Below are 13110 nucleotides of genomic sequence, written 5' to 3' on the forward strand. Positions count from 1 at the left end.
ATATTATTTAGTGCTTCCAAAGAGTGTCCGTTAGCTATAGATGCATCACCTATAACCACTATAACATTATCCTCTTTATCTGCTGTTGCTATCCCAAAACCAGCTGAGAGAGCTGACCCTGCATGACCAGATATAAAGTGGTCATGGGGAGATTCAGCCCTGTCTGTAAATGGTCCTATCCCATGTCTTTGACGAAGGGTAGAAAATCTTTCTTCTCTTCCTGTCAATAATTTATGTACATAGGATTGATGCCCAACATCAAATAATATTTTATCCTTAGGTGAATTAAAAACGCTATGCATTGCCAAGGTCAATTCCACAATTCCTAAGTTAGGGCCAATATGACCACCATTTTTACTCACTGTTTCAATTATTATTTTTCTAATTTCATTAGATTTAATTGTTAGCCCCTCTATCAGCTTTTTTTTATCCATGTTAAACCCCTAATTAAACTTTTTAGTTATATTCTTCTAAGATCTACAGACACTACTGGATACTCTTTATTTTCTTTGTATAAAGTTATTATTCTCCCTGTTATTCCCACTACTTCACAACCACTTTTTTCAGCTAATTCGGCAGCTAATTCTTTTTTATCTACCTCAGCATTTTGTAATATTTTTACTTTAATTAACTCTCTTTTATCGATTGCATCTAATATACTTGTTACTATGTTTTCGCTAAATCCATCTTTCCCTACTCTTACTAATGGTGACATGTCATGTGCTATTTTTCTTAAATATGCTCTTTTTTTACTTGTTAATTTCATTATTTACCGTCCTCTATTTTTATTAATAGGTAGTTATTATACTACCCATATATTTTGATTTTTTTCTTTGCTCTTACTTCGGTTTCTCCTTTAACATCGTCAAAGGAGAAACCATAAAAAGTAAGAGAGTCGCTATACTTCCATTACTATCGGTAAGATGATTGGTGATCTCTTAATTTTTTCATAGAAAAATTTATTGGCTGTATCTTTTGTTATATTCTTTAGTGTTGACCAATTTTTAGCATCTTCTTCTTTTAGAGCTTCAATTTTTCCTCTTATTATTATCTTAGCTTCATTGATCATAATATCCGCATCTTTAGAATAAACAAATCCTCTAGTAACTATATCTGGCCCTGCCAGTAATTTACCAGTTGTTTTATCAATAGTAAGTACTATTATTACTACACCATCTTCAGCTAACTGCTGTCTATCTCTAAGAACTATTTTACCTATATCTCCTACTCCTAATCCATCTACTAGTGTAATTCCAGAAGTTACTTTTCCTGCTAATTTAGCATAAGATTTAGTTACCTCTACTCTACTTCCATTTGTAGCTATAATTATTCTTTCTTCAGGTATTCCAGTCTCCATACCAGTTTTTTTATGAGCTATAAGCATTTTATAGTCCCCATGTACAGGCATAAAGTTTTTAGGTCTAACTAAATTAAGCATTAATTTTTGCTCATCTTGACTTCCGTGTCCAGATACATGAATTCCAGCTATTTTTTTGAATACAACATCTGCATCATTTTTTAATAGGTTGTTTATATTATTATATACTGCTCTCTCATTTCCAGGAATTGGAGTTGCAGATATTATTACTGTATCACCTTTTCTGATTTTAATATGTTTATGCATATTTTTAGCTATTCTTGATAGAGCTGCTAATGGTTCCCCTTGAGTTCCTGTACATAATAATACAGCTTTTTCATCTGGTAATTTTTCAATTTGCTTTAAACTTACCATTATTCCTTCTGGTAATTTTAAATAACCTAGTTTAGAGGCAATATCGAAGACTTTTACCATACTTCTACCCTCTACAGCTATCTTTCTGTTAACTCTATGAGCTTCATTTACAATTTGTTGAAGTCTATATATATGAGATGCAAAAGAAGCTATTATTACCCTTCCATTGGCTTTTTCAAATTCCTTTCTTATAGATTCTCCTACACTTCTTTCAGATGGAGTATATCCCTCTAATTCAGAGTTTGTACTGTCTGAAAGTAAAAGATCTATCCCTTCATCCCCTAATCTAGCAAATCTACTAAAGTCTACTCCGTCACCATCAACTGGAGTTAAGTCTATTTTAAAGTCTCCTGTATGAATTACTTTACCAGCAGGCGTCTTTATGCAGATAGCATATGCATCTGCGATACTGTGAGTTACACTTATAAACTCTACTTCAAAATATTTTCCAATTTTAAATTTACTTCTTCCACGAGCTTCTTTCATCTTAGGCTTGAATTTTCCAAAAGATGACTTCTCAAATTTTGATTCTGCCAAAGCTAATGCTAATTTTCCACCATACATAGGTACATTATGATCTATTGTTCTATAAAGGTAAGGTGTCCCCCCAATATGATCCTCATGACCATGGGTAATTAATAATGCTTTTACTTTATCTTTATTACTTGCTATATAGCTATAATCAGGAATTACTACATCTATCCCTGGTAATGCTTCGTCAGGAAAAGCTATCCCTGCATCTACTATTACGATTTCATCTCTATATTGAAATAAAGTCATATTCTTTCCAATCTCATCTAAACCACCTAAAGGTATTACAAATAATTTTTCTTCTTTTTTCTTAGGTTTATGATCTACTTGATCATTAGTGACTATTTTTTTAGGTCCCTTATGAACTTTTTTTCTATTTTTTATATCATTTATCGAATCTTTTACCACGACATCTTTTTCTACTTTATCCTTTTTTACTTCTCCAATTTCTAGTTTTTCTAATCTTTCTAATCTTTTTAATTGATCTGATTTTTCCACAGTCTCTAAATCAGTTTTTTTAGGTCTCTTAAAAAAACTTTTGACTCTTTTTACAGGATTATCAGATAAAGATGTATTCATCTCTACCTTTTCCGTTGTATTCATTTTTTTCCTCCTTAATTTTTGAGGGCAAGCTTCTTTACCTTCCCTTAAAAATTTAACAATAACATAACTCTCTTAAATTAAGAGTAACCTTTATCTTTCCTTATTTTTTTCCTTTTCTAAATAAGCGTCTACAAAGACTTTAGCTACTTCAGCTGCGTCTTTACCTCCAGAACCTCCACCTTCTATAAAAGCAGTAAATGCTATCTCTGGCTTATCAGCTGGAAAATAACCTGAAACCCAAGAATGAGGCTCTTTATATTTTGAGTTTTGAGCTGACCCAGTTTTAGCAGCCACTCTTACTCCTTTTGTCCTCAACCTTTTTGCTGTTCCATCTTTTGCTTCTACAGTTTGCACCAAGGCTTCTTTAATTTCATTCATATACCTCTTATTGTACTTTACTTCCTCCCTCTCTCCTTTTATTTCTTTTATTTTTCCTTCTTCAGTTACTATTTTTTCAACTAAATGGGGAGTATAAGTATACCCATTGTTAGCTAATATCGAATAAGCTTTTGCCATTTGAAGAGGAGTTACCAATAAGTATCCCTGTCCAATAGACAAATTTATAGAATCCCCTGTATACCAAGGTTCCTTTAATTTACTTTTTTTCCATTCATTATCTGGTAAGAGTCCTGGTTTTTCTCCCGGGATATCTATTCCTGTTTTTTTTCCTATTCCAAAAGCATCTGCTACTTCTAGCATCTTCTTTCTTCCATATTTGTCTGCTGCTCTGTAGTAATAATAGTTTACAGACTCTACCAAAGACTTAGAGAGATTTGTATACCCATGTCCCCCTCTTTTCCAGCTTCTCCATTTCCACTTACCTATTTGAAAATATCCAGGATCAAAGAACTCCTCATTGGGATTTAATCCTTCCTCTAAAAAAGCAAGAGCAGATATAACTTTAAATATAGAGCCTGGAGGGTATCTACCTGTTATAGCTCTATTCTCTAAAGGTCTATCTTTGTTAAACATGATATCGTTCCATTCCTTAGTTGTCATCCTAGAAATTATAGTATTCAATGGATACTCAGGATTACTTACCATAGTTATTATTTTACCTGTCTTTGGTTCTATAGCTATAAAAGCACCTTTCATCTTTTTTTTATTCATATATTCAGTTATTTTCTGTTGAAGGTCAAAATCTACAGTGAGATAGATATCATCTCCCATTTTAGGTTTTTTTTCTTCTAAGATTTTAACAAATCTATTATGTGCATTCACTTCAATATTTTTATATCCATTCTCTCCACGGAGATATGGTTCATATTCTTTTTCAATACCTTGTTTTCCTATTATATCATCTTTTTTATACCCACTGTCCTTCATTTTTTCATATTCACTTGACGAAACATTCCTTACATATCCCAAAATATGAGATCCCAAAGAATCGTGTAAATATTTTCTTTTAGAATAAATTTGAACTTCTAAATACGGATAATCTGAGTTTTTTTCTATTATTTTATGAGCTTTTTCTTTGGGAATATCGTCAAAAATAACATTTTCTCGAGTATAACTATAGATTTCTCCGTATTTTATTCTCTTCTCTATTACTTTTTTTTCATATCCTAAAAGTTTTGACATCTCATCTATTTTTTTTTCATCATATTTTCTTTCATTTAGATATACTAATCTATATCCAGCTTCATTATTTACTAAGAGTTTTCCTTGGGAATCGTATATTTTACCACGATAACCATTTATTCTCTTTACTTTGATACTATTTTTATTAGACATTCTTTTATATTTTTCTACTTTTACTACCTGCATAAAAAAAAGTCGTGCAAAGATCAAACTATATATTACGGCAACTATTATTAGAAAATTCTGTCCCCGTCCTTTTTCTGACTTCTTTAATTTTACTGATAGCGTTTTTCTTTTTAATTTCATATATTTTTCCTTAATTTTTTTATAAAACTATAGTTAAATAGTAGATACCCACCGAACATAATTACCCCTTGGTATGGTTTAAAATATGGCAATTTTATATATAAATATGTCCCATAAATAATAAATTGTATCAAGCTATAATAAACTATATTTATCTTTTCATACCCTAATATTTTAGACAAAAAATAGCTCATTGTAAATATAATAACAAAAATGATCCATAATTCTACAAAAATATTTTTATCATTAGAAATTATTAAACAAACTAATATAACTTCTAATATCCCATTTTTTCCTCTTTTATAAGCTAAATATGTTATATAAGGCAGAGCTATTACATTATATGGGAAAGTTACAACTAAAGAATTTTCTAAAAAAATTAAAACTAGAACTATAAAACTAAGCATCTAATCTAGGGAAAATTACACTAGCATATCCCCATAATTCCTCTAGTCTATATAAATCTCTTGTCTTTTGATCTAGAACATGAATCATTACATCATCCCCATCGATTAATACCCAATGAGCTTCATCTTGCCCTTCTATATTTAACCTTCTTTCTCCAAACTCCATTAATTTAACTTCTACCTCCTCTGAGATAGCTCGCACATTTCTATTAGATGATCCTGTGCATATTACAGCATAATCACACACAGAATTTTCACCCTGAAAATCAAGAATTATTAATTCTTCTCCTTTCTTACTTTCAATAGCTTCCACTATCTTTTCTAATTTTTCTAGCATAGCTCCCCCTATTCTTTTATGTAGACACTAATTATGTTATTTTTACCGCTGTTACTTTCTACCATATTTTGTATACCTAATTTTTTAGCTATCTTATAGGCTATATAGTAGTCTTCTTCTCTATATTCTACTACAGTTAGATTACCATTTTCAGTTCCTATAGATATATTTTTATATCCATTTTTCACCAAAATATTCTTAGCAGATTTAGTTATTTTGTCTTTACCATGAATATTAATTTTAGTTTGTATATTCACTTCTTTTCCTAAAATTATTACAGCATTGGCAAGGGTCGGTAGGTCTAATTCTGATTTTATCTTAATATATTTTTCATCTAGACTCATGATTAAGTCTTCTATTTGATGTGCTTGTAAATCTTTGTTGATTATATAGCTATATTCACTATCCCTTTCATAATTAGCAGCGTTATACTTATACGAAAGTGCAGTCTCTATTTTCTTTCCTGTTCTACCCGCATATCCAGATCTACCATTACCGTTAAGTACATCCACTATTACATTTTCTGAAGTTTCCCCATTAGATTTATAGTATTTTTTCATGAATAATGAATTTAAGTTAGAAGTTAATACATATCTTTTTTCTTCTATCACAACTTCTGGCACATTATATTTGTAAGCTACATTTAATCTTACTTCTTCATTTTTTACCACTTCAAAACTATCTACTTTTTCTGGAAGTAATTTATTTATTCCATCCATAATTCCACGATAGTTTCCTACTCTATTCAAATCTGCTATGGTCTTTTCTCCATCTAATTGGATATCAAAGGGAATACTCAGCGATAGTTTATCTTCATATACAACAAATACATTTTCTTTTCCAATAACCATATACCTCGGAAGATCGATTATCCTCTTATTATTAGTGTTAATATTCATATACAATAAACCTATTAGAGTTATTACAAGAAATATTATAATACTCAATAATTTAGATTTTTTTTGTCTCTTTACCATAAAGTCTCCCCTCTTCTAAATATATTTCTACTTCTACTATTTCATTTACTTTATACCCTGAATCTATCATTTTTATTCTATGATAATTCTCTGTATATCCACGAGCATAACCATCTTTTATATTTTCTATCAGTACTTTGGTTTTCTTATAAATGTTTTTTTCTTTGGATGACTGTTCCATCTCTTTTCTCAAATGTTCTAATTTTTTAGTTCTTTTTTTCTTCTCATTTCCATCTACTTTACCAGGTAATTTATTGGCTACAGTCTTTTCTCTATCAGAATATGGAAAGATATGTAAGTCTGAAAAACCAATTTTTTCTATTAAATTATAAGTGTTTTGAAAATTCACATCTTTTTCCTGAGGAAATCCTACAATTACATCGGCTGTAAATTCTAGGTCTTTTACCTTTTCTTTTAGTCCTAACAATCTATTTTTTATGAGCTTAGTCCCATATTTTCTCTTCATCAATTTTAGAATCTCATCATCACAAGATTGAAGAGATATGTGTAGATGTGGCATCATTTTAGAATTGTTTGCCATAATGTCTATAAATCTATCATTTATCTTGTCTGGATAGATAGACCCAAGCCTCACTCTTTCTACACCGTCTATTGTTGTAACAGCTTCTAATAGGTCTTCAAAGTTTTTCCCGTTTTCTAAATCTTCACCATACACACCCATGTTTATACCAATTAAAATAATTTCCTTATACCCTTCTTTAGTCAATATTTCAATTTCGGTCAAGATACTCTCTAATTTTCGACTTCGACTTCTACCTCTAGCAAAAGGAATCTTGCAATAAGAACAAAATTCATTACATCCATCTTGGATCTTCACATAAGCTCTACTCATCTCTCTCATTGTAGCAAATTCCAACTCACAATATTCATGATCATCAAATATATTATGAGAAACCACTTTACCTATTCCTCTCTTCCCATCTATCGATCTTACCAATTTCAAAATCTCAGTTTTATTAGTATTTCCCACAACGTAGTCTATATAATCTTTTTCTAAAAGACTCTCACCGTCGGTTTGAGCATAACATCCTGTTATTATGACTACAGAGTTTTCATTTAGTTTTTTTGCACGACTTAATATATTCCTAGTTTTTTTATCAGCTACACTTGTTACAGTACATGAATTTACTATATAATAGTCTGCTTTTTCTTGAAAACTTACCTCTTCATATCCTTCTTCTAAAAATTGTTTTTTTATACTCTCAGTCTCATATTGATTTACTTTACATCCTAGAGTATAAAAAGCTACTTTCTTACCAAATTTCATTTAAAATTACTCCTCCTGCTACTATAGCTGCCGTTTCCGCTCTCAGTATTCTTCTTCCTAGAGAAATTATTTTTACACCTTTATTTTGTAAAAATTCTACCTCTGAATCATCGAATCCACCTTCTGGTCCTATTAGATATAATATTTTTTTTAATCTATCCAGCCCATCATAGTTGGTTATCTTATTTCCTTTAGCTCCCTCATAGGGTAAAAATACTAGATCATAATCATCATAATTAATATCCTTTAGATTGGTAGGTTCAGCTATTTCTACTTTCCTCACTCCTTGGCATTGCTTTAAAGCTTCTGTAGACACTACAACCCATTTATCTTTTTTTTCCTTTACTTTTACAACAGTTCTTTTTGTTTTCATAGGAATTATTTTATTTATTCCTATTTCAGTCAATTTTTGTATAGATAAATCCATCTTATCATTTTTTAATAATCCCAAAGCAATATCTACCTTTACAGCGGTTGAATAATTATCTTCTAAGATTTCCTTGATTTCTCCTAAAATTTCTTTTTTTTCCAATGAAACTATCTCACACCTATATTCTTTTTCACCATCAACTACTCTAATTTCATCCCCTATACTCATCCGAAACGAATTTTTAAGGTGATTAATATCTTTTTTGTCATTTATTTCAACTATATTCCCCTTTATATTTTCTTTTCCGACAAACACACTTATCATTCGACTATACCATATCCTTATTTTTCATCAAATCTGCCAAAGTAGTTTTCCCTAAAATTTCCTTTAATGCATTATCTAGTTGTGACCACAAACAAGTTGTTCTACAGTTTTCTTTGATACATCTTTTATTTTTCCCTTCATTACAATCAACTACCTTTACCTCTTCATCTAAAATTTCATAGAGTTCAAGCACTGTAATATCTTCAGGAGCTTTAGTGATCTTATATCCACCATTAGGCCCTCTTTTCCCTTTGATTATATCTCTTTTCTTTAATTTAAAAAGAATTTGCTCTAAATATTGGACAGATATATTTTGTTCTTGAGATATTTCTTTTATCCTTACCAGCCTATTTTCACCTAAGTTTCCTTCTGCTATATTTATAACGGCTCTTAGCCCATACCTTATTCTTGTACTTATTTTCATAGGTTTTCCTCCGTTTTCTGTTTTTTATTAAAATGTTTATATGCTTTAGGGGTTACTACTCTTCCCCTGTGTGTTCTTTTAATAAATCCAATTTTTACTAAGTAAGGTTCATAAATTTCTTCCAAAGTTCTTCTATCCTCTCCTAATAAAAGTGCCAATGTTTCAATTCCTACTGGTCCTCCACCATAATTATCTATGATAGACAAGATTATTTCTCGATCCAATTCATCCAATCCATAATCATCGACTCCTAATAAACTCAAAGCTTCTTTAGCTATCTTTAGAGTTATTATTCCGTCACCACGAATCTCTGCATAGTCTCGTACTCGTTTTAAAAATCTATTAGCTATCCTTGGAGTCCCTCTACTTCTAAGTGCCATTTCCAAAGCTCCCTCAGGTTCTATACCAACTTCTAGTATATTAGCTCCTCTCATAATGATCTTTAGGAGATCCTCAGTAGAATAATAATCCATCCTATGAACTAGTCCAAATCGATCCCTCAAAGGTGCGCTAAGTAGTCCCGCTCTAGTTGTAGCACCTATCAGTGTAAAACTAGGTAGTTCTATCCTGATAGACCTTGCTGTAGGCCCTTTCCCAATTATAATATCAATTTCACGATCTTCCATGGCAGGGTAAAGAATTTCCTCTACCGATGTATTCAGTCTATGAATTTCATCTATAAATAAGATATCTTGTTCCTCTAGAGATGTTAAAATTGCTGCCAAATCTCCTGCCTTATCTAAAACTGGCCCAGATGTTACCTTTAGATTAGTTCCCATCTCTGTAGCTATGACTCCTGCTAAGGTAGTTTTCCCTAGTCCAGGTGGTCCATATAAAAGAGTATGATCCATAGATTCATTTCTGTTTTTAGAAGCAGTCATAAATATATCTAGTTTTTCCTTTAACCTTTCTTGGCCTATGTATTCATTCAATGTTTTAGGTCTTAGATTTTTCTGAACTTCTATTTCTCCACCAAATTCAGCTGCCGACAACAGTCTTTCATCCATAAAATACCCCTTTGTCTATATATACATACTAATCGCAAATTGTATTCCACCTATTACAGCTCCTAATATTGCTCCAATAACCTCTATATGCTTTAGTTCATTATTCGCTATTTTATAAACCATTCTTTCCAATTCATCTAGCTCAAAGTTTTCAATTTTTTCAATAATTATATTTTTCATATCTACACTATCTTCCATCTTTTGAATTACTACTTTAAAAAATTCATCTTTATTCTCATTGATAGCATCTTTTATATGACCTTTAATCTTTAATATCATACTATCTGTTATAAATAAACTAGCCATTGGAATTTTTGACAAAACCTCTTTTTCTAATTTATCTTCTACAATTCTGTCTACAATTACATCAATCTCTTCACCTAGTTCTATATCTCCAATATTTGCAGTTATATCTTTCATAGATATTAACTCTTCTTGGATGGTGTCAGCTATACTTTCTGCCATTTCCATCTTTCGTTTTGGAATAAGCCCTTGGATTTTAATTCCTAATATATTTATCTCTTTCAATGGTCTAAATAACATCTTAATTGCAAAATAATTTGTTATCCACCCAATCAATGCTCCTATTGCTATCATTAAACTTGCTTTTAATAACATCTCTTCCTCCTACTTTTTCCCAATGTAAAGTAACCGTAAAGATTATTACCAAAGTATTTTAAAAATTTATTCAGTAATTTAAAAGCTTTGATATTTTTTTATAAAATTCAAATAAAAACCCATTAAGGTTTTCTTATTATTTTTTTATTTCTCTTCGATCAACTTTTAAATGTTTTTTCTTGATTTTTCGACATTTTTAATTATTTTTTCTATTTATAATCTGTTTTTTCGATACTTAAAACAATATAACATTTTATCATGTTTAGTGCTTTTTTTCAATTACCATATTAATTTAGTAAAGAAAATAAAACAAATAAAAAATTCACCTTTATTTTTGTTTTAAAACTAAAAAAAGCAGTAGATAAATCTACTGCTTTTAAACATTTCAAATATATAAATTATACAGTTTCGATGTTTGAAGCTTGAGGACCTTTAGCACCTTCAGTGATTTCGAAAGTTACTTCTTCGCCTTCTTTTAAAGTTTTGAATCCTTCTTTGTTGATTTGAGAGAAATGTGCAAAGTAGTCATTTCCATCTTCAGCAGAAATAAATCCGAATCCTTTATCATCGTTAAACCATTTAACTGTTCCTTTTAACATGTATGTTACCTCCGTAAATTTTAATACAGTAAATCTTACTTAATTTCCAAATGAAATCTTGTCATTACTGTTACTACATATATAGTATCTTAAAAGTTATATAAAGTCAATCTTTTTTCAATTTATTTAATTTAACTTTAAAAATTCACTTTTTATACTATATTCTTCTCCTATTTTTTCTTTAATAACCCTCTCATATCGTTTCAACTGTTCTTTATCCATGGATACTCCAGATTTATAGTCGTAAATGATTATTTCTTTTGTCTTCTCGTCTAAATTAAGTCTGTCTATAATGTGAACTTTTCTTTTGGTTATTTCGTTCCCATGGACCTCTTCTTTTTCAAAAGTGACTAACTCTAATTCCTTAAAGACAGTCCATCTTTGTTCAAATACTCTGGGATTTTTAGATATAAACTCCTCCACCCTCTCTATTATTTTCTGTGTTTTTTCTATTCCTAACATATTACTATACTTATTTAGAGTTAGTTGTTTTGCAACCTTTCTTTCTTCTTCTCCACCATATTCTATATTTTCCAAATAATAATGGATAGCCAAACCTGATTTTCTCTTTAGTTCTATTTCTACACTATGTTCTATGGTGTTTTCATTTTCAACCTTTTTCTCTTTTTTCTTTCCAATTACCTTGAGAGCCATAGCATCTCTATATAGTTCAGGGTCTATATAGAACTTTTCATCGCTACCACTATCTTCTAATTTTTCTTCATAAGGTATAAATTCACCTATCATTTGAGTTCCACCCTCTAATAAGTCTTCTCTAGATACACTAAAGTATTTTTCAATAGGAGTTATTAGGAGATCGTTTTTAAGCACAAAGATTTCTTCCTTCTTCTTGGTAGTTTTCGTAGGCTCAATGCATAAAAATAAGTTTGCACGAGGCCTTGTCATCCCTACATAGAGGGTATTTATTTCCTCATCTAAAAATATTTGTTCGCTATGCTCGTATATCTCTGTTTTTTTTATAACACTACTATAGATAGAATTAGTAAATAAATAATTTTCTATATATTCATAGTTTTTATCTAATTTAGCCAGTAACTGAACTTTATGTTGCATTCCCTTGTCTGAATATCCTGTCAATTTATAGCTTGACTCTTTATCTGATAAAAACATATATTCTGTATGAAAATCCAAACCTTTCGATCCATGAATTGTCATCAAGACTACAGAATTAAGTTCAGATATTCCCACTTGTTTTAACCCATTAGAGTCAATGTTTACTTTCAAAAAACTCATAAAATCAGATAGATAATCATACTCCTCCATGAGTTCCAAGAAAAAATTGATATTTTTTATATCCCTTGTAGCACTATAAACACTCCAAAAATCATATTCTTCAATTATACCTCTCCCCATTTCCCCATAAGGTAACCCCTTAATTCTTTTTATCCTGTCTAACTCTACCCTTATTTGCTCTTTTGTATTTAATTCTTCTATAGCGGAGTCTATACTTTCCTCTCTATTTATTAAAGAAAGGGGATCAGAAGAGGAGAGTTCTAAGTATCTCAATATATTTTCTCTATTCTTTAATAAATATTTAAGCTCTTCTTCTCCTACTTCAATTGTTTTTCTAAAGAACTCCATGAGAGACATAAAATCATTATGGATAAAGAATTTAAATAATCGAAGTATCTCCTCTACACATGGATGCTGTACAATAGAAAGACTATTTTCCATTATATAAGGCACTCCTACTTCCTTTAGCTTATCCCCTATCTTACTAAGGTCCTTCTTTTTCCTCCCGACTATACCTATTCCTCTATAATCTAGTTTTCCATCTGTACCCCTAGTTGTAAATCTATCTTTAATATCTATTGCAATCTCAGAATGGATCTCAGAGTCTACCATGACTACTACAAACCCCTTATCTTCTTTTTTACAACATTTAACTTCCTTATATTCCCATCTGTCATCTTCATTTTTAGTGAGATGATTTTTAGAAACATGATCAAAAAATAAGTTAATAAAATCAATTATCTTCTTTTCAC

14 protein-coding genes are annotated in these 13110 nt (G+C 30.4%); all 14 read right to left on the bottom strand.

Going from position 1 to position 13110, the window contains the following annotated elements:
- Nucleotides 1-434: 1-deoxy-D-xylulose-5-phosphate synthase N-terminal domain-containing protein (locus tag WBG30_RS10490; RefSeq protein WP_424504606.1), on the bottom strand; the 434-nt coding region annotated here is incomplete at its 3' end.
- 26 nt (nucleotides 435-460) lie between these two features.
- A complete protein-coding gene (gene yhbY, locus WBG30_RS10495) occupies nucleotides 461-766 on the bottom strand; it encodes a ribosome assembly RNA-binding protein YhbY (protein WP_424504607.1) in 306 nt (101 codons plus the stop codon).
- Between the two features lie 132 nt (nucleotides 767-898).
- The gene (locus WBG30_RS10500) at nucleotides 899-2842 is read right to left on the bottom strand and encodes a ribonuclease J (RefSeq protein ID WP_424504618.1); all 1944 of its coding nucleotides are present in this window, start codon (nucleotides 2840-2842) and stop codon (nucleotides 899-901) included.
- Between the two features lie 114 nt (nucleotides 2843-2956).
- Nucleotides 2957-4753, bottom strand: coding sequence for a penicillin-binding protein 2 (mrdA, locus tag WBG30_RS10505; protein WP_424504608.1), 1797 nt, complete (start codon nucleotides 4751-4753; stop codon nucleotides 2957-2959).
- The gene (locus tag WBG30_RS10510) at nucleotides 4750-5160 is read right to left on the bottom strand and encodes a hypothetical protein (protein ID WP_424504609.1); all 411 of its coding nucleotides are present in this window, start codon (nucleotides 5158-5160) and stop codon (nucleotides 4750-4752) included. Before WBG30_RS10510 ends, mrdA begins: the two co-directional genes overlap by 4 nt.
- Nucleotides 5153-5497, bottom strand: a complete 345-nt coding sequence (gene rsfS, locus WBG30_RS10515) for a ribosome silencing factor (protein ID WP_424504610.1) — start codon at nucleotides 5495-5497, stop codon at nucleotides 5153-5155. The genes WBG30_RS10510 and rsfS overlap by 8 nt, the downstream gene beginning before the upstream one ends.
- Nucleotides 5498-5505: 8 nt before the next feature.
- On the bottom strand, nucleotides 5506-6474 hold the full coding sequence (locus WBG30_RS10520) for a LytR C-terminal domain-containing protein (protein ID WP_424504611.1): 969 nt from the start codon (nucleotides 6472-6474) through the stop codon (nucleotides 5506-5508).
- Complete coding sequence (gene mtaB / locus WBG30_RS10525; RefSeq protein ID WP_424504612.1) at nucleotides 6449-7762, bottom strand: tRNA (N(6)-L-threonylcarbamoyladenosine(37)-C(2))-methylthiotransferase MtaB; 1314 nt, start codon at nucleotides 7760-7762, stop codon at nucleotides 6449-6451. The genes WBG30_RS10520 and mtaB overlap by 26 nt, the downstream gene beginning before the upstream one ends.
- Entirely contained in the window at nucleotides 7749-8456 is a 708-nt protein-coding gene (locus tag WBG30_RS10530) for an RsmE family RNA methyltransferase (RefSeq protein WP_424504613.1), read from the bottom strand. Before WBG30_RS10530 ends, mtaB begins: the two co-directional genes overlap by 14 nt.
- A 4-nt stretch (nucleotides 8457-8460) precedes the next feature.
- On the bottom strand, nucleotides 8461-8880 hold the full coding sequence (locus WBG30_RS10535) for an RrF2 family transcriptional regulator (protein WP_424504614.1): 420 nt from the start codon (nucleotides 8878-8880) through the stop codon (nucleotides 8461-8463).
- A complete protein-coding gene (gene ruvB, locus WBG30_RS10540) occupies nucleotides 8877-9887 on the bottom strand; it encodes a Holliday junction branch migration DNA helicase RuvB (protein WP_424504615.1) in 1011 nt (336 codons plus the stop codon). The genes WBG30_RS10535 and ruvB overlap by 4 nt, the downstream gene beginning before the upstream one ends.
- A gap of 15 nt (nucleotides 9888-9902) precedes the next feature.
- Nucleotides 9903-10505, bottom strand: a complete 603-nt coding sequence (locus WBG30_RS10545; protein WP_424504616.1) for a DUF445 domain-containing protein — start codon at nucleotides 10503-10505, stop codon at nucleotides 9903-9905.
- 398 nt (nucleotides 10506-10903) lie between these two features.
- Complete coding sequence (locus tag WBG30_RS10550; RefSeq protein WP_028855210.1) at nucleotides 10904-11104, bottom strand: cold-shock protein; 201 nt, start codon at nucleotides 11102-11104, stop codon at nucleotides 10904-10906.
- A 126-nt stretch (nucleotides 11105-11230) separates the two neighbouring features.
- A partial coding sequence (locus tag WBG30_RS10555; RefSeq protein WP_424504617.1) for a 3'-5' exonuclease occupies nucleotides 11231-13110 on the bottom strand: 1880 nt, incomplete at its 5' end.

It is taken from the genome of Psychrilyobacter sp., from assembly GCF_049671765.1.
Lineage (GTDB): Bacteria > Fusobacteriota > Fusobacteriia > Fusobacteriales > Fusobacteriaceae > Psychrilyobacter.